The 26983-nt window shown below is 72.9% G+C and carries 1 protein-coding gene; it reads right to left on the minus strand.

Annotation, left to right across the window (positions count from 1 at the left end; all coding sequences use genetic code 11):
* Positions 1-18 precede the first annotated feature (18 nt).
* The gene (locus tag ACFVH2_RS21745; RefSeq protein ID WP_378425442.1) at positions 19-26955 is read right to left on the minus strand and encodes a non-ribosomal peptide synthase/polyketide synthase; all 26937 of its coding nucleotides are present in this window, start codon (positions 26953-26955) and stop codon (positions 19-21) included.
* Positions 26956-26983: the final 28 nt, after the last annotated feature.

Consider the following 26983-nt stretch of genomic DNA (forward strand, 5'->3'; position numbering starts at 1 on the left):
CCGATGGACTCCGAGCCGTCAGGTTCGACGCTCGAGGCGGGCGGCGAGCACGGGACCGATCACGGCCAGCGACGACGGCTCGATCATCTCGTTGTGCCCGCAGTCGACCGGGCACTCGTCGATCGCGCCGGTGACGAGGTGCCGCCACTCCTGTGCCGAGCGGTCGGCGCCTCCCTCCTGCCCGCGCTGCGCCGGGAACACCAGGATGTCGCCGTCGAACACGCCCGGCGCGAAGCGGTGCACCAGCACTCGCGAGTGCGCGTATCCGTCGTTGATCCGCTCGAGGTGCGCCGCGGTGATCCCCCCGCTACCGAGGAACTCGCCGAGCATGCGCGCCGCGGAGTCGTAGGTCAGGTCTCGATGCTCGTCGGGCGTACCGACGTCCAACCCGAGACCGCGCAGCAGGTCCGCGAGCTCGAGCCGTCCGAGCAGGGGGTCCGAGCCGTCGTCCGGGTAACTGTCCATCACCGCCAGGGTCGAGACGGACTCACCACGGCGCTGCAGCTCGACGGCCATCGCGTGCGCGAGGACGCCGCCGAGGGACCAGCCGAGCAGGTCGTACGGCCCCTCGGGGGCGATCGCGCGAATCTCGTCGACGTACCGACGCGCGAGCTCCTCGATCGATCCGTAACCCGGCCCGCCGGTGATCGCTGGCAACTGCAGGCCGAACACGGGGCGTTCGGCGGGTAGGTACCGGACCAGTCCGGCGTACCCCCAGGACAACCCGATTCCGGGATGGACGCAGAACAGGGGGCGGCCGGTTCCGGCGCGGCGCAGCGGAATCACGACGTCGAGGGCCTCCTCGACACCGGCTGCCGTCGCGCCGATCCGGCCTGCCATCCCGGCCGGCGTCGGATCCAGGAAGAGCATCTGGAGCGAGACGTCCCGTCCGAGGCGCTGGCGGAGGTCGGTGACGACGCGGGTCGCCAGCAGCGAGTTGCCGCCGTGGTCGAAGAAGCTGTCGTCGGCGCCGATCCGTTCCACCCCCAGCACCGCGGCGAACGCACCGGCGACGGCCGTCTCCACCGGACCGGCAGGTTCCCGGAACTCGGCCGACGTGAACGTCGGCGTCGGGAGGGCGTCCCGGTCGAGTTTGCCCGTCGGGGTGGACGGGATCCGGTCGAGCACCGTGACCGAGGCCGGGACCATGTGGCTCGGAAGTCGCTGCGCCGCAGCGCGTCGGAGCTCGTCGGGCTCGAGGTGCGCGTCCCCGGTCGCGTGCACGTACGAGCACAGCAGCGTGTCGCCCGCCGGTCCGGTGCGTGCGATCGTCACCGCGAACCCGACGCCCGGCTGCGCGGTGAGCACGGCGTCGATCTCGGCGGGTTCGACGCGGAAGCCGCGCACCTTCACCTGGAAGTCGCTGCGGCCGACGTACTCGAACGTGCCGTCGGTCCGTCGACGGACCAGGTCGCCGGTGCGGTAGATCCTCGCGCCGGGCAGGCCGAACGGGTCGGCGACGAAGCGGCCGGCGGTCAGCGCAGGCCGCCGGTGGTAGCCGCGGGCGAGGGCCGATCCCGCGATGTACAGCTCGCCCACCACACCGCAGGCCACCGGGTGCAGGCGCGCGTCGAGCACCAGCTCGGACACACCGCGGATCGGTCCGCCGAGCGTGATCGGCGCACCCGGCACCATCGGGGCGCTGATGTTCGACATGATCGTCGTCTCGGTGGGGCCGTACGCGTTGAGCATGGTGCGGCCGGGCGCCCACCGCGCCAGCAGGTCCGGGGGGCACGGTTCGCCGGCGACGACGAGGGTCCGGAGCGCGTCGAGCCCGTCGGGATCCATCGATGCCAACGCGGTCGGGGTCACGAATCCGTGTGTGACGCGACCGGTTTCGAAGGCGGCGGCCAGCTCGGCGCCCCCGAGGACGTGCGGCGGGACGACCACCATGGTCGCGCCGGCGCACAGCGCCATCACGATCTCGAACACCGATGCGTCGAAGCTCGGCGACGCGAAGTGCAGGGTGCGGGCATCGTCAGTGACGTCGAGGCGGGCACGTTCCTCGGCGGCGAGGTTCGCCAGACCCCGGTGGGTGAGCACGACGCCCTTCGGGATGCCGGTCGACCCGGACGTGTAGATCAGATACGCGGGGTGGTCGAGGTGCACGGGCCGGATCCGCTCGGCGTCGACGATCGCCGCGTCCGACATGACCGCGACCACCTCAGTCGTGTCGGGATCGTCGAGCACCACCCAGTCGACGTCGTCGGGCAGACGATGCCGCTCCTCGTCGACGGTCACCCCCAACACCGCGCCGGAATCGCCGAGCATGCGCTCGATCCGCCCGGCCGGGTAGCCCGGGTCGACCGGCAGGAACGCGGCACCGGTCTTCGCGACCGCCCACACCGCGAGCACGGACTCGAGCGACCGCGGCAACCCGAGCGCGACGTAGCGCTCCGGACCGGCGCCGCGGCCGATCAGCATCCGCGCCAGCCGGTTCGACCGCCGGTCCAGCTCCCCGTACGAGACCAGAGCGCCGTCGCAGGCGACCGCGATCGCATCGGGATCGTGTCCGGCCTGGGCCAGCAGTTCCGGCATCAACATCTCCGGGGCGTCGGGGCCGCCGTGCGCCGGGGCGAGGCCGCGCAGTTCGTCGTCGCGCAGGATCGCGATGTCGCCGACCGCGCAGTGCGGATCGGCGAGCGCGGATTCGAGGACCCGGAGGAATCGTTCGGCGACACGGCGCACCGTCGCGGCGTCGAACAGGTCCGTCGCGTACTCGATGCTCCCGGCGATGCCGGCCGGGGCGCCCGAGTCGTCGAACCGCTCGGCAAGCACGAACTCGAGATCCTCCTTCACCACACCGGAGGGCGCGGCGAGGCCCTCGACCGCCAGGCCCGGCAGATCGAGGCGCGCCCGCGTGTCGTTCTGGAACTCCAACGCCACCTGGAAGATCGGCGAGTACGCCGTCGAACGCGGCGGATCGAGCGCCTCGACCACCCGCTCGAACGGAATGTCGGCGTGCCCGAAGGCGCCGAGGTCCGCCTCCCGCACGACGGCCAGCAGATCGGCGAACGACTGCGCGGGATCGATCCGGGTGCGCAGCGCCAGCGTCCCGACGAGCATGCCGACCAGGTCGTCGAGCGCCGGTTCGCCCCGGCCCGCGACCGGGGTGCCGATCACGATGTCGTCGGTGTCGCCGAGGCGGCTCAGCAACACCGCGAGGGCGGCGTGCACCGTCATGAACACGCTCGTCTGCTGATGCCGGGCGAACTCCTCGAGCCTGCGGTGCAGCCGCGGCTCGATCGCGAAACCCGTTCGGGCGCCGCGGAACGACTGCTGGAGGGGGCGCGGGCGATCCGTCGGCAGGGCCAGCAGTTCCGGCGCTCCCCCGAGCGTCGACGTCCAGTAGTCGAGCTGCCGCGCGGCCACCGACCCGGGGTCGTCGGCGTCGCCGAGCAACCGGCGCTGCCACAGCGTGTAGTCGGCGTACTGGACCGCGAGCGGCGGCCACTCGGGCGCGCGGCCCGCCGCCCTCGCGGCGTACGCGCGGACCAGGTCCCGGGACAGCGGGCCCGTCGAGAACCCGTCGACAGAGATGTGGTGCGCCACCAGTACCAGGACGTGCTCCTCGACACCGAGCTCGAACAACGCGCCGCGGACCGGCACCCGGGCGGTGACGTCGAACCCGGCGGACACCTCGGCCTGGATGCGCCGGGCGAGCTCGTCCTCGTCCGGGACCGGTACCGGCCGCAGGTCGGGCGCCGCCTCGGCCGCCGGGCGAATCTCCTGCACCGGGCCGACGCGTCCGGTCGGGAAGACGGTCCGCAGCGACTCGTGCCGGTCGACGACGTCGGCCAGGGCCGCATCGAGGGCCGGGGCGTCGAGCGCGCCCGACAGGCGCACCGCCAGCGGGACGTTGTAGGCGGGCGAGGTCGGGTCGAACTGGTTGATGAACCACATCCGCTGCTGCGCCGCCGACAGCGGAATCTCGTCCAGCCGTTCGGCCGGCTCGAGGTCGGGGCGACCGGACGCGCCCCTCTCCGCGTGCTCGATGTGCTCGGCGAGGGCCGCCGCCGTCGGTGACGTGAAGAGCGCGCGCACCCCGAGATCGATGCCGAGTGTCTCCCGGAGCCGGGCGACCACGCGCGTCGCGGACAGCGAATTGCCGCCGAGTTCGAAGAAGTCGTCGGCGGTCCCCACGCGGTCCACCCCGAGCACGGTCGCGAACACCTCGGTCACCGCCTCCTCCACCGGGTTGGTCGGCGACCTGAACACCGTCGGGGTGTGGCCGAACCCGGGGTCGGGCAGCGCGCGGCGATCGAGCTTCCCGGTCGGGGTGAGCGGGATGTCTCCGAGCACCACGATCGACGTCGGCACCATGAATTCGGGGACCTGCGCGGACAACCGGGCCCTGAGGTCGTCGACGGAGACGTCCCGGCCGTCGGCCGCGGCCACGTAGGAGACCAGCATGGTGTCGCCGCCCGGACCGGGGCGGCCGAGTGTGGCCGCGAACCGCACGTCGGGATGCGCGGCGAGCACGGCGTCGATCTCACCGAGTTCGATACGGAAGCCCCGGACCTTCACCTGGAAGTCGCTGCGCCCGCGGTACTCGAGCTTCCCGTCCCGGGTCCACGCCCCGACGTCGCCGGTGCGGTACATCCGCTCGCCGGCCGCGCCGAACGGGTCGGCGACGAATCGTCCGGCGGTGAGGCCGGCCCGCCGGTGGTAGCCGCGCGCCAGTCCGGGACCGGCGATGTAGACCTCCCCCTCGACGCCCGCCGGCACCGGCCGCAGGCGCGCGTCGAGCACCAGCTCGGTGACGCCGCGGATCGGCCCGCCCAACGGGATCGGCACGACTCCCGGCACGCAGTCCTCGATGTTCACGACGATGGTGGTCTCCGTCGGCCCGTACACGTTGACCATGCGGTGTCCCGGCATCCAGTCCGCGATCAGTTCCGGCGGCCACGCCTCCCCGCCGACCATCACACACCGCAGGTCGTCGAGCCCGCTCGGATCGATCGAGGCGAGGGCGGCCGGCGTGATGAAGGCGTGGGTGACGCGCTGGTTCTTCAGCACCGCGGCCAGATCCGCGCCGCCGTAGACCGCGCGGGGCGCGATCACCATGGCCGCGCCCGCCGCGAAGCACAGCAGGTACTCGAGCAGCGAGACGTCGAAGCTGGGCGACGAGAAGTGCAGGGTTCGGGAGTCCGCGGTCACCGCGCACCGGTCCCGCTGCTCGTCGGCGTAGTTCCCCAGGCCCCGATGGGTCAGGGTGACCGCCTTGGGCCGTCCGGTGGAGCCGGACGTGTAGATCAGGTACGCCGGATTGTCGATCCGCAGGGGCGCCGTGCGCTCGGCGTCGGTCACCGGCGCCGCCGACCGGGACGCACAGTCCGCCGCGAATCCGGGGTCGTCGAGCGTCAGCCACGGCAGGGTGTCGGGCAGCCGGTGCCGGTGCGCCGCGACGGTGAGCCCCACGCCGGAGCCGGAGTCGGCGAGCATGTGCTCGACCCGCTCCGCGGGATAGTCCGGGTCCACCGGGACGAACGCGGCGCCGGTCCGGGCCACCGCCCACATCGCGAGCACCGACTCGACCGAACGCGGTATACCCAGCGCCACCGAGGTTTCCGGCCCCGCTCCCCGGTCGATCAGTGCGCGCGCCAGGCGATTGGACCGGGCGTCGAGGTCCGCGTATGTGACCTCGCGCCCGTCGGCGACGAGTGCGACCGCCTCCGGGTCGCGGGCGGCCGCCTCGGCCAGGATCGCCGGGAGCGTACGGGCGGCGCTGCGCGGGCCACCCCGCACCGGCGCCAGCGCCCGGCGTTCGTCCGCGGTCAACAGGTCGAGTCCGGCCAGGCGCCGCCGGGGATCGTCACCGATCGCACGCAGCACGTGCAGCAGCCGGCCGGCGGCATCGTCGACCACGGCCTCACCCAGGAGGTCCGGGCGGAACTTCATCGTCAGGCGCAGACGGTCGGTCGCGGACGCGACCACGCTCAGCGGGTAGTGGGCGGAGTCGCGGACCTCGATACCGATCAGCCGCATCCCCGAGATGTCGTCGTCCGGGGAGAGCTCACCGCGCACGGGATAGGACTCGAACACGGTCAGCGTGTCGAAGCCGGCGCCCGGTCCCACCGCGCGCTGGATGTCCGTGAGCCCGACGTGGTGGTGATCGAGCAGCGATGACTGCTCCGCCTGCACCCGATCCAGCAACGCGCCCAGGGTTTCCGCGGGATCGAGTCGGACCCGGACCGGCACCGTGTTGATGAACAGACCGATCATCGATTCGATACCGGGCACGTGCGGGGGCCGCCCGGACACGGTGGCGCCGAACACGACGTCGTCGCGTCCGGTGATCAGTCCGAGAACGATCGCCCACCCGACCGAGACGACGGTGTTGAGCGTCAGTCCGCGCTCCTGCGCGAGGGCCCGCAGGCGCTCGGTCGCCGCGACGTCCAACTCGTACGGCACGTCACTCGACGGGGTGTACTGCGCGGTCGTGGCGGATGCGTTTCGGACCAGCAGCGTCGGCTCGTCCTGCCCGTCGAGGGCATCGGTCCACGCGCGCAGCGCGGCCGACCCGTCCTGCCGCGCGAGCCATTCGAGATAGTCGCGGTGGGGGTGCACCCGAGGCAGCGCGGAGGCGTCGACGTCGGCCGCGTAGAGGATGACGAGCTCCTCGAGGAGCAGCGGCGTCGACCACCCGTCGAGCAGGATGTGGTGGGTGGTCAGGATCAGCCGGCTGGTGCCACCGGGCATGCGCACCAGCCGGATTCGCAGCAGTGGCGGCGATGCCATGTCGAACGGGTGGGTGCGGTCCTCGGCCAGGATCTCCCCGAGCCGCTCCGCTGCCGCCGGCTCGGTGGACGCGCGCAGGTCGGTCTCCGTCCACGGCACGACCACGTCGCCGGTGACGATCTGCACGGCCTCCCCGTCCGGCGCGCGCACGAACGCCGTGCGCAGGTTCGCGTGCCGGTCGAGCAGGGCCTGCACCGCGCGGTGCAGGCGCAGCGAGTCCACCTCGCCGCCCAGGGTGAGGATGAGCTGCACCAGGTACGCGTCCACCGAGGCATCGGCGAGTTCGGCGTGGAAGAACATGCCGCGCTGCATCGGAGTCAGCGGCCACACGTCGGACAGCGACGGGAACCGGTCCTCGAACCGCTCGACCGCCGGCTGGTCCAGGTGCACCAGAGCCAGATCCGACGGCGTCCGCCCGCCCGCACCCGGCGCGCTCGCCTGCGCGACCACCGCCCGCGCCGCGACGACCCACTCCCGCGCCAGCCGTTCCACGTCCGCGGTATCGAGCACGCGGCGCGGGTACGCCCAGGTCGTCTTGATCCGCGGCCCGTCCGGCCCGGGCACCGTCACCGCGTTGACGTCGATCGCGAATGCCACCGGCAGGTTCGCCGCGACGGCATCGTGGAGGCCGGAATCCGTTATCGGAAGCCAGCTTCCGTCACCGCCCGGATCGGAGCCGGCGTCGAGTCGACCGAGGTAGTTGAAGCTGATCTCCGGCCCGGGCAACCCGCTCAGCGCGGCGCGGGTCTCGCCGCCGAGGTACCGGAGCAGGCCGTACCCGATTCCGTGGTCGGGCGCCGCGCGCAGCTGCTCCTTGACCGCCTTCACCGCCGCGCCCGCGGCGGCGCCACCGCCGAGGGCCTCGTCGACGTCGACGCCCGACAGGTCCAGCCGCACCGGGTGGATCGAGGTGAACCACCCCACCGTGCGGGACAGGTCGGCGCCGGGCACCACCTGGGACTCCCGGCCGTGTCCCTCGAGCGCCACCACCACGTCGTCGGTGTCGACGCCGCGGCCGCGCCGCCAGGCCGCGAGCGCGAGGGCCAGCGCGGCGAGCAGTCCGTCCTCGACCACGCCGTGGAACACCCGCGGCACCGTCGTCGTCAGCCCCGAGGTCACGTCGGCAGGCAGCTCCACCTCGACGCGCTCGAGGGTGCCGGCGATGTCGACCGACGGATCGAGTTCTCCCGCGGCGCGTCCCACCGATGCTCGGGAGACCGTCGACCCCCACAGGTCCAGCTCGCCGGCGCGCTCCCGCGCCGCCCCCACGAGCCCGTCCGCCCACGTCCGCATCGAGGTGCCGATCGCCGGCAGATCCGGCTGCGCGCCGTCGGCGGCCTGCGCGGCGGCGAGCGCGAGGTCGGGGATCAGGATCCGCCACGAGACCCCGTCGACGACGAGGTGGTGGGCGACGACGAGCAACCGTGCCGCGTCTCCCCCGACCAGGTGCACGAACTGGATCATGGTGCCGGACTCCGGATCCAGCAGATCCGCGGCGGATTCCACTGCGTCGCGGGCGGCCGCGGTGAAGCCCCCTCCTGCGACGCTGTCGACCCGGACCCGGCGCACGATCGAGTCGGCCGGCACCGACCCGGGCGGTAGTACCTCGAGCCGCCACCCGGACTCGGAGCGGGCGACCGGGCGTAGCCGGGACCGCAGCATGTCGTGCCGGTCCAGGACCGCGCCCACCGCCCGGGTGAGGGTGTCGCCGTCGATTCCGGCGGGCATCGCGAGCAGGACCGACTGCGAGTAGCGACGGAAGTCGCTACCACCGTGTGCGCTCGACCGCTCGACCAGCCAGCGCATGATCGGGGTGAGGACGACGTCGCCGACGCCGCCGCCCGGCAGTTCCGGCAGCACGACGACGTCATCGGTGTCGGTGAGGTCGGCAACCTCGGCGAGACCGGCGACGGTGCGGCGCTCGAACACGTCGCGCGGCGTGAACGTCACCCCCGCGGCCTTCGCCCGCGACACCAGCTGGATGGACATGATCGAGTCGCCACCGAGCCCGAAGAACGAGTCGTCGACACCGACCGTATCGACACCGAGAAGCTCCGCGAACAGTCTCACCAGCAGGCGTTCGGTCCCGGTGCCGGGTGCCCTCCCGCCCCCGCCCCCGGGTCGCGGTTCGGGTAGCGCGGCGCGATCGAGCTTGCCGTGCGCGGTGATCGGGAACTCCGCGAGGACCGTGGTCACGGACGGCACCAGGTACGCGGGCAGCCGACTGGCGACGGCCTCGGTGACCGAGGCCGGATCGAGGGCGGCACCGGGCTCGGGGACCACGTAGGCGACCAGGCGGGCGCTGCCGTCGGCCGGCCCGGGCCGCGCGAGCACCACCGCGGACGCGACGCCAGGAACCGCGGTCAGCGCCGACTCGACCTCGCCCGGCTCCACTCGGAATCCGCGGATCTGGACCTGGGAGTCGCTGCGCCCCAGGAACTCGAGCTCACCGTCGGAGGTCCAGCGGGCCCGGTCGCCGGTGCGGTACATCCGACCGGCGGGCTCGAACGGGTCCGCGACGAAGCGTCCAGCGGTCAGTCCGGGCCGTCCCCGGTATCCCCGTGCCACCTGCGTGCCCGACACGTACATCTCGCCGGCCACCCGGAGCGGCGTGGGACGCAGTCGCTCGTCGAGCACCCACACCCGCACTCCCGGAAGTCCGTGACCGATCACCGATCCGGTGGGGCGCGGCCCGGTGACCGCCGCGACGTCGATCGTCCGCCACGTCACGTGCACGCAGGTCTCGGTGATACCGAACATGTTCACCAGAGCAGGTGCGGTGACGCCGTGCCGCTCGACCCATCCCGCGAGGCGGGAGACGTCGAGCGCCTCGCCGCCGAACACCACCCAGCGCAGCGCCAGGGTGCCGTCGTCCGCCGCGGCATCCGCCCGCGCGAACTGATGGAAGGCCGAGGGAGTCTGGCTCAACATCGTCACCGACTCCGCCACCAGGAGGCGCCGCAGCTCGTCGGGGGAACGCGCGGTGTCGTGCCCGACGACAACCAACCGGCCGCCGAACCCCAAGGCGCCCCACAGTTCCCACACCGCGAAGTCGAACGCGAACGAGTGGAACATCGTCCACACGTCGGCCGCGCCGAAGCCGAGCACGGCGCGGGCGCCGGTCAGCAGCGTCACCGCGTTCCGATGGGTCACCGCGACACCCTTGGGTCTTCCGGTCGAACCCGACGTATAGATCACGTAGGCAACGGAATCGGCGTGCAGCGGACCGGTACGGTGGGCGTCGGTGACCGGCGCGGGGCTCCGGGCGTCGAGCTGTGCACGCATGTCCGGGTCGTCGAGACGCACCACCGGCGCACCGGCGACCGGAACCTCCGGCACGCTCGCGTCGACCAGCACGCAGGCCGGTGCCGCGTCGCCCAGCAGGAACCCGATCCGCGCCGCCGGGTACGTCGGGTCCACCGGCAGGTAGGCCGCACCCGACCGTGCGACCCCGACGAGCGCGGCTACCAGGTCCGCGGAACGTTCCATCATCACGGCGACCACCGACTCCGGGCCGATGCCGCGGTCGATCAGCCAGCGCGCCAGCCGGTTCGAACGGTCGTCGAGCTCGCGATAAGTCACCGGCACGCCGGCGGCGACCACGGCGATCGTGTCCGGATCGGCGGCGACGGCCGCTGCGAACAGGTCCGGCAGTGTCTCGTAGGCCGTCACCGCCGGCAGGGTCCCGTCCGCCTCGGCTGCCGACAGCCTCAGATCCGCCGGCACCGGGCCGGATGCGCGCTCCGCCGCCTCCTCGCGCGCGTGGGGGCCGGCAACCTCGATGTCGCCGACCGGGACGGATGGATCGGCCGCGACGGCCTCGAGCACGCGGCCGAACATGTCCCCGAGCGCCGTCGCGGTGGATTCGTCGAACACGTCCGATGCGAACAGCAGCTCGCCCGCCAGTCCCGCCGGGGCCCCGGCTTCGTCGAGCCGCTCACCGATCCCGAACTGGAGGTCGAACTTCGCCTCGCCCGTCTCGACGTCGAGCACCTCGACCGTCAGTCCCGGCAGCCGGACGCGGGGGCGCTCGACGTTGCGGAACTCGAGCATCACCTGGAACAGCGGCGCGTGCGACGTCGACCGTGCCGACGCCGACCGCTCCACGAGCCGCTCGAACGGCACGTCGGCGTGCGCGAATGCGTCCACGTCCGCGTCCCGCGTCCCGGCGAGCACCGCGTCGAACGGTGCCCCCGGTTCGACCTCGGTGCGCAGTACCAGCGTGTTCACGAACATGCCGACCACGTCGTCCAGTTCGGCCTCGCCGCGCCCGGCGACCGGGGTACCGATCACGACGTCCCCACCGGCCCCCACTCGGGACAGCAGTGCCGCGAGCGCGGCGTGCACCACCATGAACACCGTCGAATCGTGCCGGCGGGCGAGCTCGACGAGCCCGCGGTGGACGCCGGCATCGACCGAGAGCCCCACCCGCCCGCCGCGCGTCGAGCGCCGGACCTCGCGCGGGCGGTCCAGCGGCAACCCGGTCACCGGCGGCGCCCCCGACAGTCGGTCCTCCCACCAGGCGAGTTCGCGGGAGACGCGCGAGTCCGGATCGTCCCGCGACCCCAGCGCCTCGTGCTGCCACACCGCGAAGTCCGCGAACTGGACGGGCAGCGGCTCCCAGTCCGGCGCGGCGCCGCCGACCCGAGCCGTGTACGCCGTCGCGACGTCCCGGGCCAGCGGGCCGATCGAGTAGCCGTCGGCGACGATGTGGTGGACCACCAGCACGAGCACGTGCTCGTCCGCTGCCGTGCGCAGCAGCCGCACCCGCACCGGAACCTCCTGCGCCACATCGAATCCCTCGCGCACGATCGCACCGACGCGGGCCGACACCCGGTCCGCCGCCACCGGTTCCGGCGTCAGGTCGCCGACCACGCCGGGCGCGGGCACCGCGACCTGGGCAGGCCCGGCGGCCGGCTGTGACGGGAACACCGTCCGCAGCGTTTCCTGACGCTCCACCACGTCGACCAGCGCCCCCCGCAGGGCCGACGCGTCGAGGCGCCCCGAGAGCCGCAGCACCAGCGGCACGTTGTAGGCGGCCGACGCCGGATCGAACTGGTTGACGAACCACATGCGTTCCTGGGCCGGGGACAGCGGGACGCGGTCCGGCCGGATGCCGGTGCGCAGCCCTTCCACGGGTGGTGCGGTGCTGCTCACACACCGAGGCGCGAGGGCGGCCGGGGTCCGGCACTCGAACAGGTCGCGCACCCCGATCCTGCAGTCCAGGGCGCGGTTGATGCGGGCCACGGCCCGGGTCGCGCTCAGGGAGTTGCCGCCCTGCGCGAAGAAGTCGTCGTCGGCTCCCACCCGGTCGATGCCGATCACCTCGCCGAACACGGCGACCAGACGCGCCTCGGTGGCATTGCCCGGTTCCCGGAACTGCGTGGTCAGCGAGTCGAAGTCCGGTGCGGGCAGCGCAGCGCGGTCCAGCTTGCCTACCGGGGTGAGCGGCACGGTACCCAGCACCGTCACCGTCGTCGGCACCATGTGTGTGGGCAGGAGCCGGCCCGCACGCTGCGTCAGGTCCGCGACGTCGACGCCGTCCGCGGAAGTCGGCACGACATACGTCACCAGCATCGGGTCGCCCGCTTCTCGTGGCCGGGCGACCGTGACGGCGAACCCGACCGCCGGGTGTGCGGCGAACACCGCGTCGATCTCCCCGAGCTCGACGCGCAGCCCCCGCACCTTCACCTGGAAGTCGCTGCGGCCCAGGTAGTCGAGCGTTCCGTCCGGCCACCAACGGACGACGTCACCGGTGCGGTACATCCGGTCGCCGGGCGCGCCGCGCGGGGCGGGCACGAATCGCGCCGCGGTCAACCCGGCCCGGCGATGGTATCCGCGGGCCAGCCCCGCTCCGGCGATGTACAGCTCTCCTGGCACGCCGGCCGGGACCGGGCGCAGGAAGCCGTCGAGGACGAACACGTCGGTGCCGCGCACCGGGCCACCGATCGGCACCTTCGCCCCGGGCACCAGGGGTGCGCTGATCGTCGTGAGGACCGTCGACTCGGTCGGCCCGTACCCGTTGAGCATCGTTCGTCCCGACGCCCAGTCGGCCACCAGTTCCGGACCGACGGCGTCGCCCGCGACGACCAGCACGTCGAGGGTGTCCAGACGCTCGGGCTCGACGGTGGCGAGGGCCGCAGGTGTGATGCAGGCGTGGGTTATCCGCTCGCGGCGCAGCAGTCCACCGAGGTCGGCCCCGCCGTACACCTGCGGCGGCGCGATCACCAGGCATGCGCCCTCGGTGGCGGCCTGCAGCAGCTCGAGGACCGAGACGTCGAAACTCGGTGAGCACACGTGCAGGCAGCGTGCCGTCGCGGGAATCGCGTAGCGGTCGCGTTGCGCGGCGAGCAGGCTCGACAGGCCGCGGTGGGTGACGCTCACGCCCTTCGGCCGGCCCGTCGATCCCGACGTGTAGATCAGGTACGCCACGTCGTCGACGCGCAGGGGACTCGGCCGCTCCGCATCGACGGCACCCGTCGGAAGCGCGGCCAGATCCGCCTTGCAACCGGGATCGTCCACCACCAGCCAGCGCACGCAATCGGGCAGGTGGTCGCGGTCGGCGCCCAGGGCGAGCCCGAGCTCGGCGTCCGAGTCGGTGAGCATGTGCTGCACGCGTTCGCGCGGGTAGGTCGGATCGACCGGGACGAAGGCCGCACCGGTCTTCGCCACCGCCCACACCGCCGTCACCGACCGCACCGACCGCGGCAGTGCGATCGCCACCGCCGCGCCCGGCCGCGCACCCGCTCCGATCAGATACCGCGCCAACCGATTCGACTCCGCGTCGAGGTCCCGGTACGACAGCCGCGTGTCCCCCGAGTCGACCGCGACACCGTCTGGCCCGACCGTGGCGCCGGCGGTGAGAATGTCCGGCAGCAGGCGCGGCGGGCTCGCCGCGCCGCCCCGAATCGGGGAGGCGGAGTCGTGCTCGGACGCGGACAGCAGGTCGACCCCGGCGACAGGTAGCGCCGCCCCCCGTGACACGGTCGCCAGCGCCCGCCGCAGCCGGTCGCCGATCGATTCCACCTCGACCGGGTCGAACCGGTCGGGCCGATACTTCAGGGTCAGTCGCAGGCGGTCGTCCACGCGCGCCAGCACGGTCAGCGGGTAGTGCGTGGCGTCGAAACCCTCGACACCGGTCACCCGTAGTCCGGCGATGTCGGTGTCGCGCGCCAGCGCCGATCGGTCGACGGGGTACGACTCGAAGACCGTCAGGGTGTCGAACCTCGCCGCCGAACCCACCTCCCGTTGGATCTCGGCGAGCCCGACGTGGTGGTGGTCGAGCATCGCCGCCTGCTCGGACTGCACGCGGCTGAGCAGCTCGCCGACGCTTTCGCGGGGGTCGAACGAGATCCGGACCGGCACGGTGTTGATGAACAGGCCGATCATCGACTCGATGCCGGGCACCTGCGGCGGACGACCCGACACCGTCGCACCGAACACCACATCGGTTCGTCCCGTCTGGGCGCCGAGCACCAGCGCCCAGGCAACCTGCACGGCGGTGTTGACCGTCACTCCGCGGTCGCGCGCCGCCACCACCAACGCCGCGGTCTCCTCGGCGGTCAGTGTCAGCCGGACCTCCCCCGGTTCGGCCGGACTCACGACGCCGTCGAGCGGAGCCTGCGGAGCGAGCACAGGCTCGTCCGGTGCCACCAGCAGCGTCGGTCCGTCGACGCCGGCCAGGCCCCGGCGCCACGCCGCGACGCCGGCTTCGCGGTCCTGCGCGATCAGCCACGCAAGGTAGTCGCGGTAGTCGCCTGCCGGCGCCGGCGGCAGCTCGCGGTCCGTGACGTCCGACGGCTCGCCGACGGCGGCGTACAGGGCGAGCAACTCCTCGAGCAGCAGCGGCGTCGACCAGCCGTCGAGCAGGATGTGGTGGTGGGTGAGCAGCAGTCGGTGCTCCAGCGCTCCCGTCCGGATCAGCCTGAAGCGCAGCAGCGGAGCGCTGTCCATCACGAACGGTGTCGACCGGTCCTCCGCGAGCAACGCCCGCCAGCGTTCGCGGATCTCCGGCCCGTCGAGGCCGGACAGGTCGATCTCGCTCCACGGCAACGAGACTCGGCCCGCCACCACCTGGTAGACCTCGCCCGCGTCGTCCTCCACGAAACTCGCCCGCAGGTTCGGGTGGCGATCGAGCAGAGTCCGCGCCGCCCGGCGCATCCGCTCCCGCGACGGTCGGCCGTGCAGCTCGACGACGAGCTGGACCGTGTACGCGTCCACGGAGCGCTCCGCGAGACGGGCATGGAACAGCAGTCCCGACTGCAGCGGGGTCAGCGGCCAGATGTCGGCCAGCCCGGGTCGGCGGGCCTCGAGTGCGTCGATCGCCGACTGGTCGAGCGGGACGAGATCGACGTCCGACGGGCTGAGCCCGCCGGCACCGGGGGTGTGGGCGTACGCGGCGAGCGCGCGCAGCGCACCATGCCACAGGTCGACGAGCCGCTGCACGTCGTCGGTGTCGAGCACCCCGGTCGGGAACGTCCAGGACGATTGCAGGACTGCACCTCCCGGCCGCGGCACGACCCCCGCCGCGACGTCGACCGCGGCCGTCACGGGCACCCGAGGATCGTGATCGCCGCCGAGCCCGTGCCCCGGGGTGGGCAGCCATGCCTGCGAATCCTCGCCCGCCCACGCGGTGACGCGCCCCAGGTAGTTGAAGACGATCTGGGGCTCGCGCCACCCGCGCACCCGCGCACCGGTCGGCCCGGCGACGCCGCGGAGCAGCCCGTACCCGATTCCCCGGTCCGGGATCGCCCGCAGTTGCTCCTTCACGAGCTTGACCGCCGCACCTGCCGCCGCTCCGCCGGCGAACGCCTCGCCGAGGTCGATCGACGACAGATCCGGGCGCACCGGCGACAGCGTGGTGAACCAGCCGACCGTGCGGGTCAGGTCCGCGCCGGGCACCACCGACTCCTCCCGCCCGTGACCCTCGACACCGAGCAGGACGTCGGAGCGCGGGGCACCCCGATCGGCGCGCCAGCGGACCACCGCCATCGCGAGGGCCGTGAGCAGTCCGTCCAGCGCGGCGGCGTGGAGCGACTCCGGCAGCACGGTGAGCACGGCCGCCGTGACGTCGGGCGGCGCCTCGCACGTGAGCACCTCGGTCGTGGCGGCAACATCACGCACGGGATCGAGCGGTCTCGACCCGATCGTCGGGTCGTCGCCCTCCAGGATCTGCTCCCACATCGGCAGTTCGTGGACTCGCTGCGGGGCAACGTCTTCCAGCGCAATGGCCCATCGTCGCATCGAGGTGCCCACGGGCTGCAACTCGGGCACACGGTCCTCCGATGCCTGCGCCCACGCCGACGCCAGGTCGGGGACCAGCACGCGCCACGACACGCCGTCGACGACGGCGTGGTGGACGACCAGCAGCAGCCGTCCGGTGCCTGCCGGGCCGTCGAACCACACGACCTGCACCATCCTGCCGGCGGCGGGGTCCAGGCGGTCGGCCGCCGCGTCCGCCGCCGCATCCGCGCGGACGTCGAACGCCGCGTCGTCGACCGAAGCCACCTCGACCCGCGTGAGCACGTCCCGGGCGGTGACGCCGCCGACGTCGGACACCGTCATCCGCCAACCGGGGCGAGCGGAGCGACGGGGGGTGTCACCGGGGCGAGCGGAGCGACGGGGGGTGTCACTGCCGGGGCCGCCGTCGGGTGCGAGCCGGGCCCGGAGCATGTCGTGTGTGTCCAGGACGGCCTGCACCGCGACCTCGAGCGTGGCGCGGTCGACGCCGTCGGGCAGCGCCAGCAGCACCGACTGGAAGAACCGGTCGATCCGGCCGGCGCTGCGGCGGAGCATCCACGCGAGGATCGGGGTGAGCGGCACCTCCCCGACACCGCCACCGGGCAGCTCCTCGAGGATCGGCGGGCCGGCGGCGGCGCGCGAGTCGGCCACCGCGGCGAGCCCGGCGACGGTCGGATGATCGAACACGTCCCGCGGCGTGAGAGCGAGCCCCGCCGCCTTCGCCCGCGCCACCAACTGGATCGACATGATGCTGTCGCCGCCCAGGCCGAAGAACGAGTCCTCCATCCCGACCGTGCCGAGGCCGAGCACCTCGGCGAACAGCAGTCCCAGGTTCTCCTCGGCCGCACCCGACGGCGCCCGGCCTGCCGACACCCCGGCCCCGAGATCGGGCATCGGCAGCGCCGCCCGATCGAGCTTGCCGTGCACGGTCGTCGGCAGCTCGGGGAGCACCACGATGTGCGCGGGAACCATGTACCCGGGCAGCCGCGCGGCGAGGACCTCGTGCAGGCGTGCCGTGTCCACCATCGCCCCGGCGGCGGGCACCACGTACCCGACGAGCCGGTCGGCCCCGCGCCCGACCGCGCGCACGTCGGCCACCGCCAGAGCGACGGATCCGTCTGCCGTCAGGCACGATTCGACCTCGCCGAGCTCGATGCGACTACCGCGCACCTTGACCTGCATGTCGCCACGGCCCAGGCACACCAGCCGACCATCCGCGGTCCAGCGCACGAGATCCCCCGTGCGGTACATCCGTTCGCCGGGATCCCTACCGGGTTCGGCGACGAACCGGCCGGCCGTCAGCCCCGGACGCCGGTGATAGCCGCGGGCCAGCGCCGGGCCCGCGAGGTACAGCTCGCCGGGCACCCCGACCGGTACCGGCTGCAGCCTGCGATCGAGCACTCGCACACGGAAACCCGGTCCCGGACCGCCGATCGTGACGGTGTCGCCCGGGGTCAGCGGATCGCTGATGCTCGCCGCGATGGTCGCCTCCGTCGGTCCGTACCCGTTGTACATCCGCCGTCCCGGCGCCCAGCGTGCCACCACGTCGGGCCGGCACGCCTCGCCGCCCGACAGCACGCACACCAGGTCGTCGAGTCCGGCCGGGTCCGTCGCGGCGAGCGCGGTCGGAGTGAGGAAGCAATGGGTCACGCGCTCGGCCGCGAGCAGGTCCCTCAGCTCGTCGCCGCCGAACACGCTGGGCGGCGCGATCACCAGAGTTCCGCCCACACCGAACGCGAGGAGGAACTCGAGGATCGAGGCGTCGAAGCTCGGCGACGAGCAGTGCAGTGCCCGGGACCGCGGCGTCGTCCGGAACCGCCGCTGCAGGTGGTCGGCGAACACCGCGAGCCCGTGGTGAGTGACCGTGACGCCCTTCGGGATTCCCGTCGACCCGGAGGTGTAGATCAGGTAGGCGGCATGGTCGAGCCGCAGCGGGGCGGACCGCTCGTCGTCCCGGATGGGTGTCACGGCGGTCAGGTCGGCGGTGAGTCGGTCGACGTCGAGCACCCACCAGCACGGCCCGTCGGGCAGGAAGTCCCGGGACTGCGCGACGGTGAGTCCGAGAACCGCACCCGAATCGCCCAGCATGAACGCGATCCGCTCCGCGGGGTGCGCCGGGTCGACCGGAACGAACGCGGCCCCGGCCTTCGCGACGGCCCACAGGCCGATCACGTACTCGACACCCCGGGGCATTCCCAGCGCCACCACCGACCCGGGTCCGGCACCCGCGTCGATCAGGTCGCGAGCGAGCCTGGTCGACACCCGGTCGAGGTCGCGGTACGAGATCTCGTGGCCGTCGAATCGGATCGCCGCCGCGTTCGGGTCGAGCGCCGCGCCCGCCGCGAGCATCTCCGCCAACGTGCGCGGCGGCGCGCCCGGCTCGCCGCGCACCGGGGTCAGCGCGACCCGCTCCGCGCCGTCGAGGATGTCGATGTCCGCGACCGGCATGTCCGGGGCCTCGGCCACCGCCGCCAGGATCCGCAGGAACCGGTCGGCGAAGGTCCGCACGGTGGCCCCGTCGAACATGTCGGTGGCGTACACCAGGCCGGCAGACATTCCGGCCGGACTGCCGGCGGCGTCGAACTCCTCGGCTGCGGTGAGCTGGAGGTCGAAGTTGGCGGCCACCTCACCGGAGTCGAGCGGCTCCACCCGCAGATCGGGCAGCTCGAGTTCCGGCCGGGTGATGCTCCGGAACTCGAGCATCACCTGGAACAGCGGCGTGTGCGCGGACGAACGGGGCGGGTCCAGCGCCTCCACGACCCGCTCGAACGGGATGTCCGCGTGCATGAATGCGCCCAGGTCCGTCTCCCGGACCCGGCGGAGCAGCTCACCGAACGAGCGCGCGCCGCCGACATCGCTGCGCAGCACGAGGGTGCCCACGAACATCCCGACCAGGTCGTCGAGGGCCGCGGACCCGCGGCCGGCGATCGGGGTGCCGACCGCGATGTCCTCGGTGCCGGACAGCCGGGACAGCAGGGCGGCCAGAGCCGCATGCACCACCATGAACACGCTCGCATCGTGGCTGTGGGCGAGCGCGATCAGGCTCCGGTGCAGCCGCGCGTCGACCGCGAACTCCACGCGCCGACCCGACAGCGAGCGGACCGCCGGTCGGGGCCGGTCGCTCGGCAGGTCCAGCACCTCGGGCAGGCCCGACAACTCCGCGGTCCAGAAGTTCAGCTGACGGGCGAGCGGGGAGGACGGGTCGTCCTCGCTACCCAGCCATTCGCGTTGCCACAGTGTGTAGTCCGCGTACTGTGCGGCCAGCGACGGCCACCGCGGCGCGCCGCCGGACCGGTGGGCCACGTACGCGGCGGCGACGTCCCGCGCCAACGGGTTCAGCGAGAAGCCGTCCGCGAGAATGTGGTGCAGCACCACGGTGAGCACGTGGTTCGTCTCGTCGACCCGGAAGAGGCAGGCCCGCAGCGGGACCTGCTCCGCGACGTCGAAGCCCCGTGCCGACATCGCCCGCACCCGGGCGCGCAGATCGTCGGCATCGAGTACCCGGACGATCTCGAGTCCCGGCTCGGCGAGCTCGGCGGGAAGTATCCGCTGGCACGGCCCGTCGTCGGTGAGCGGGTAGACCGTGCGCAAGGATTCGTGCCGGGCGACGACGTCGCCGAGCGCGGCTCGCAGTGCCGGGGCGTCGAGGTCGCCCGACAACCGCAGCGAGAACGCGATGTTGTAGGCCGGGGACTGCGGATCGAACTGGTTGACGAACCACATCCGCTGTTGCGCCGGGGACAACGGGATCCGGGCCGGCCGGGCGCGCGGACCCAGTGGGGGCCGGCGCACCCCACTGCCTTCCCCGCCGACCCGCCGGGCGAGCTCGGCGACGGTGGGGCCGTCGAACACGTCCCGGATGCCGAGCGCGGCACCGGTCGCGTCGTTGATCCGGGCGACGAGTTGCGCCGACACCAGCGAGTTGCCGCCGAGCGCGAAGAATCCGTCGTCCGCTCCGACCTGGTCGACCCCGAGCAGATCGGTGATCACACCCGCCACGATCTCCTCGACCGGGTTCCGCGGCGCGACGTAGGAGTCCGCGGCGGCACCCGGGGCGGGCAGGCTCGCGCGGTCGAGTTTGCCGTGCGCGGTGACCGGAATCCGGTCCAGGATCATCACCGTCGACGGCACCATGTACCCCGGAAGCGACCGGGCGACGGACACTTTCACCTCGTCCGGATCGAGGATCGCACCGGCGTCCGGGACCGCATATCCCACCAGCCGGATCCCGACGGGCCCCTCGTCCGCGACCACCACCGCGGACGCCACCCCCGGCACCGCCGCGAGCGCCACCTCCACCTCGCCCAGCTCCACCCGGTATCCGCGCACCTGCACCTGGTGATCCGCGCGGCCCGAGTACTCGAGCGTCCCGTCCACCCGCCACCGGCCCAGATCGCCGGTGCGGTACATCCGGGTGCCGGACCCGGACGGGTCTGCGACGAACCGCGCCGCGGTCTCCCCGGCGAGACGCGGGTAGCCCCGCGCCAGCTGCACTCCCGACACGTACAGCTCCCCCACCACACCGGGAGGGACGACGTGCAGCCGCTCGTCGAGCACGCGCACCCGCAGCCCCGGGAGCGCGCGGCCGATCGGCGACCCTCGGCCGGAGCCGCCCGACACCCTGGTCAGCGGGGCGTGGGTCACGTGCACGCACGTCTCGGTGATCCCGTACATGTTCACCAGCCGCGGCGCCGAATCCCCTCGGCGCGCGAACCATCCGGTGAGCCGCCCCGGATCCAGCGCCTCCCCGCCGAAGATCACGTGCCGCAGCCGCAGCACCGCGGCGTCTCCCTCGTCCGCGCGAGTCCGCTCGGCGTCGGCCAACTGGTAGAAGGCGCTCGGGGTCTGACACAGGACCGTGACCGCCTCGTCCTGCAACAACTGCAGCAGCTGGCGTGGCGAGCGCGCGGTGGTGGGGTCGACCAGCACCACGGTGCCGCCGTGGATCAGCGCGCCCCACAGCTCCCACACCGCGAAATCGAAAGCGTACGAATGGAACATCGTCCAGACGTCGTCGCCGCCGAACCCGAACAACTCCTGCGCGCCGGCGAACAGTGCGGTCACGCTGCGGTGCGAGACCGCCACTCCCTTGGGCCGACCGGTCGACCCGGACGTGTAGATCACGTACGCGAGCGAGTCCGGGTGCAACGGCGCGGTCCGGTCGGCGTCGGTCAGCGGCGCCGGCGACAGCTCCCCGATCGCTGACGCCACCGCGGGGTCACCCAGGTCGACCACCGGAATGTCGTTGCGACGCAGGGACGAACCGCTCGCGGCGCCGTCGACCAGGACACACGCCGGAGACGCGTCGGCGAGCACGTATGCGATGCGGTCATCCGGGTAGCCCACGTCGACGGGGACGTAGGCGGCACCGGCCGCGAGGACCGCGAGCAACGCGACCGGCAGTTCGTCCGAGCGCGTCATCGCGACCGCCACCAGCGTCGACGGTCCCACACCGCGGCCGATCAGCAAGCGGGCCAACCGGTTCACACGTTCCGCGAGGTCGTCGTACCGGATGCGGGTACCCCCGACGACGACCGCGCACGCGGCCGGGCAGCGAGCCACGGAGCTCGTGAACAGCTCCGGCAGGGTCGTCGACGGGGCCGCGCGACCGGGCAGCTCCCGCGCGCCGAGCCCGCTTTCCCGCTCGTCGGTGATCACGATGTCGCCCACCACCGCGGTCGGATCGGTGGCCGCCGCGGCGAGGATCCGGACCAACCGTTCACAGATCCCGGCGGCCGTGGTGCGGTCGAACAGGTCGGTCGCGAACCGCAGTGTCGCGGACAGGCCGGCGGCGCGACCCGAGTCGTCGAACCGTTCCCGCACTCCCAGCTGCAGGTCGAACTTGGCGACACCCGGGTCCACCTCGGTCGCCTCGGCGGACAGTCCCGGCATCGTCACCGTCGTCGGCTCGCCGTGCTGGAACTCGAGCAGCACCTGCACCAACGGCGCGTGGGTGGGTGACCGGTCCGAGGCGAACTCGTCGACGAGCCGTTCGAACGGCAGGTCGGCATGGGCGAAGGCGCCCAGGTCGGTCTCGCGGACCTGGGCGAGCAGGTCAACGAACGTGGTCTCGGGCCGGACCGCGGCTCGCAGGACGAGGGTGTTGACGAACATGCCGACGAGGTCGTCCAGTTCGGGTTCGCCGCGGCCGGCGACCGGTGTGCCCACGGCGACGTCGGGCCCGGCGCCGAGCCGGGCCAGCAACACCGCGAGCGCGGCGTGCAGGACCATGAACAGCGTGCAGCCGCGCTCGCGCGCGATCCGGACGAGGGCTCGGTGGATCACACCGTCGACGTCGAACTCGATCCGGCCGCCGGACGCGGTCGCGCGCAACAGCCGGGGACGGTCGTGCGGTAGCGAGATCGCCGCCGGGAGATCGGCGAGCCGGTCACCCCAGTAGGCGAGTTGCCGGGCGGCGAGCGACTGCGGATCATCCTCCGCCCCGAGCACATCGCGCTGCCACAGGGCGTAGTCGGCGTACTGCAGCGGCAGCGGATCCCACTTGGGTGCGTGCCCGTCCACCCGCGCCGCGTACGCCACCGCCACGTCACGGGCCAGCAGCTCGACGGATTGCCCGTCCGCGCAGATGTGGTGCATCACGACGGCGAGAACGTGGCGCCGCGGCCCGGTCCGGAACAGCACGATTCTCAGCGGAACCTGCTCGCGGACATCGAAACCGGCGGCGGCCGTCGCCGCCACCGACTCCCGCACCCGCTCCGGGTCCACGACGACGGGCGTCAGGTCCACCACCGCGTCCGGCGTCGGCAGGATCACCTGGTACGGGCCCCGCGCATCGGCCGGGAACACCGTCCGCAGGGCCTCGTGCCTGTCGATCACGTCACTCAACGCGGTGCGCAGCGCCGCACGGTCGAGCTCGCCCGTGAACGTGACTGCGAACGGAATGTTGTAGGCCGGCGACGCGGTGTCGAACTGGTTCACCAGCCACATCCGCTGCTGCGCCGGGGACAGCGGCAGCCGGTCCGGGCGGTCCCGCGCAACCAGCGGGGGCCGGTCCCGCGCCGGCCGGGCGGGGTCGGCGTTCTCGAGGATCCGGTCGACGTGCTGCGCCAGTCCCGCCACCGTCGGTTCCGCGAACAGGTCACGCACGCTGAGCCGCACCGGCCATGCCGCGTTCACCCGCCCGGTCACCCTCGTGGCGACCAGGGAGTCGCCGCCGAGGTCGAAGAAGCTGTCGTCGGCACCGACCCGGGCCTGCCCCAACAGGTCCGCGAACAACGCCGCGACCGTCCCCTCCGTCGGAGTGCGCGGCGCCCGGTACTCGGCGGTGGTCCCGCGCCAGTGCGCTTCCGGCAACGCCTGTCGGTCCAGCTTGCCCGCCGGGGTCAACGGCACCCGGTCGAGGACGACGATCGTCGCGGGCACCATGTGTGCGGGCAGCGACTCGGCGGCGTGCGCGAGGAGCTCGCCCTCGTCGATCTCGGCGCCGGCCGCGGGCAGCACGTAGCCGACCAGCACGAGGTCGCCGGAGGGACCGGATCGCCCGGCGGTCGCCGCGACGGCGACACTCGGATGCGCCCGGAGCACGGCGTCGACCTCACCGAGCTCGATCCGGAAGCCGCGGATCTTGATCTGGAAGTCGCTGCGGCCGAGGTACTCGAGCTCACGTCCATCCGCATTCGCGGCCGGGGCGCTCGCGCGAGCATGCCACCGCACCAGGTCGCCGGTTCGGTACATCCGCCCGCCGGTGGCGCTGAACGGGTCCGCCACGAAGCGGTCCGCGGTCTGTCCCGGCTGGTGGTGGTAGCCGCGGGCCAGTCCGTCGCCCGTCACGTACAGCTCACCCACCGCCCCCTCCGGCACCGGCTGCAGCCGCCGGTCCAGGACCATCTCACCGCTCCCGCGGGACGGTCCGCCGATGGTGACGGGGGCGCCGGGCCGCAACGTGGTGCTGATGCCGGCGACGACGGTGGTCTCGGTCGGGCCGTACGCGTTGAACATCCGGCGCCCCGCGCCGGCCCACTGCCGGACCAGCGAGGGCGGACACACGTCGCCACCGGTGACCACACACCCGAGCCGATCGAGTCCGGCGGGATCGACGGAGGCCAGCGCGGCGGGGGTGACGAACGCGTGCGTGACGCGCTCGCGGCGCAGCACGTCCGCCAGTTCCGCGCCGCCGTACACGTTCGGCGGGGCCACGACCATCGTGGCGCCCGCCCCCACGGCCATCAGCAGTTCGAGCACGGACGCATCGAAGCTCGGCGACGAGAAGTGCAGGGTGCGCGAGTCCGCGGTGATCGCGAACCGTTCGCGTTCCTCGGCGGCGAGGTTCGCCAGGCCACGATGGGTGACCACCACGCCCTTGGGCAGTCCCGTCGATCCGGAGGTGTAGATCAGGTAGGCCGCGTCGTCGAGATGCACCGGCCGGGTCGCCGCGACGCGGGAGACCGGGGGGTCCGGCTCCGCGATCGGGTCGTCGAGGACCAGCCACGTGGTGGTCTCGGGCAACCCGTCGCGGTACGAGCGGACGGTCAGGCCGAGCGCGGCGCCGGAATCGGAGAGCATGTGCTCGATCCGGTCTGGCGGGTAGTTCGGGTCGACGGGCAGGAAGGCGGCCCCGGTGCGAGCGACCGCCCAGATCGCGGCCACGGACTCGGCCGAACGCGCGATCGCCAGGGCCACAACGGAATCCGGTCCGATTCCGTGAGCGGACAAGCGCCCGGCCAGCCCGTCGGCGAGTTCGTCCAGGTCACGGTAGGAGAGGGTGCGCCCGTCCGCGACGACCGCTGCGTGGTCCGGATCGACGGCCGCGGCGTCGGCAAGGATCCGGGCGAGGGTCCGCGGGGCGACGGCGCCGCGTCCCGTCACCGGCGTCAGCGCCGCGGCTTCCGCAACGCCCAGGATGGGCACGTCGCCGACCGGCCGGTCCGGATCCTCGGCGACCCCGGCGAGCAGTCGCTCGAACCGGTCGATCAAGGCGGTGACGGTGCGTTCGTCGAGCACGGTGCTGTCGTAGCTGAGGCGTGCGTCGATCCCGGCGGGCGCGCCGCGTGCGGTGAAGCGCTCGGTGAGTTCGACGGTGAGTTCGGTGGCGTCCGGAGCGATCGAGGCGGAGTCGGCGGTGTGGACGTCGAGCGTCACACGCGGACGGGGCGCGCCGAGCGTCTCGACGACGCGCTCGAACGCGGTCTCCTGATGGGCGAAGGCGCGGCGCTCGCGTTCGCCGGTCTCGTGCGCCAGGTCGGTGAACGCGGCCGACGGGTCGATCGGAGTGCGCAGGGCCACGGTGTTGCGGATCGGGGTGGTGGCGGACCCGCCCCGGTTCGCCTCGAGCGACTGGCCGGACCGCCGCGACACCGGTGCGGCGACGACGATGTCGTCGATGTCGGTGAGCCTGCTCAGGACCGCGGCCAGGGCCGTGTGCAGCATGGTGAACGGCCCGACGTCCAGGTCGTGGGCGAGCGCCGTGGCCGCCGCGTGCAGGCCGGGGTCGAGCGTGCGGGTGACCGCGCCCCGCCCGGGGCCGACGGGTGGCGCCGGGCCGGCGCTCGGCAACACCGCCGACTCCGGCTGCCCGGCCAGCTCCTGCGCCCAGAACGCCAGCTCGGCACTCTCGCGCAGCATGCGCGCCCCGATCCGGGCCGACTCGGCGTGCACGTCCGCCAGCGCGGTGGTCGGCTCGGCGACGAGCAGGGCCTCCACGAGTTCGACGAAGCGCCGGTGATGCGTCCGCAACTCGTCCTCGGCGTATCTGTTCGGGTTGCCGCGGAAGTCGACGAGGGTGCGGGCCGGCGAGCCGCTCTGGTAGATGTTGACCAGCAGGTCCTGCACGGGCCCGGAGGTCACGATGTGGTACTCGCCGACGATCGACCCGAGCGTGATCTCCTGACGGAAGAGCATCACGTTGACCATCGGCCCCGCCAGCCCGCGCCGCGCACCGGTCAACCCGGCGTCGCGCCGGATGTCCTCGAGGCTGCACCGCTGGTGACGCAACGCACCCATCAGTTCCAGCTGCGCCCGCCGGACGAGGTCGGCGACGGTGTCGTCGGGGTCGACGGTGATCCGGAGCGGGGCGACATTGACGAGCATGCCGCCCGAGTGCTGCAACGGCGCGGTGGTGCGCGCGGACACCGGCACGTTCACCAGGACGTCGCGGCTGCCCGTCATCCTGGACAGGTAGCAGGCGAACCCCGCGATCAGCAGCGCCGCGGACGTGGCGCCGACCCGGGCGTCGGAGGAATCCAGCCGATCGAGAGCCGCGTCGGTCAGCTGCGCGCTCTCCAGCCGGCTACGGGCCGCCGCCGGGCCGTCCCGGCGGGCGAGCGTGGAGCCGGCCTCGATCCCCCGCACGTGCTCGGCCCAGTACTCGCGGTCGGTCTCGAACCGGCGCGACGAACGGTACTTCTGATCCAGCTCGTAGAGCGTGCGCAGGTCGAGGGCACGGTTCGGTTCCGGATCGACGCCCTTCGATGCGGCGGTGTAGAGGGCCGCGATGCGGTTCACCATCGTCATGCCGCTGTAGCCGTCGAGTGCGACGTGGTGAATTCGCGTGTACCACAAGTAGTCTCGGTCGGCGACCTGGAGAATGGTCATCTCCACCAGTCGGTCCCGCGTCAGCTGGATCGGGGTGACGTAGTCGTTGTCGATCCACGTGTGCGCCGCTCCGAGCGGGTCCTTCTCCTGACGGAAGTCGAACAACTCGATCGAGGTGTCGATGGAGTGGTCGACCACCTGGCTCGGTTCCCCACCGGAGTCCACCAGACGCAGGAACGGCGACTGGAACTCGCGGGCCGCGGTCACCGCCGCCGAACGCAACAGGTCGAGGTCCACGTCGCCGTGCAGTTCCACGTACTGCGCGATGAAGATCGGGGCCGTCGGGCTGAGTTGTTGACCGAACCACACACCCCGCTGGACCGCCGACAGCGGGAACGCATCCGACGAACCGTCCGGTTGGTGTGCAGCGGCCTGCGGCCGGACGTCGTCCTGGTCTGAATCAGTCGATGAAAGTTCTTTCATACGAATCCTCGACAGCGGGTTTCGCTTC

Source organism: Rhodococcus sp. NPDC127527 (genome assembly GCF_042672245.1).
Lineage (GTDB): Bacteria > Actinomycetota > Actinomycetes > Mycobacteriales > Mycobacteriaceae > Rhodococcus_G.

Bases quoted from the DNA above. Each gene is read 5' to 3' on its own strand.
- ACFVH2_RS21745 (WP_378425442.1), bottom strand. From the start codon at position 26,955: ATGAAAGAACTTTCATCGACTGATTCAGACCAGGACGACGTCCGGCCG.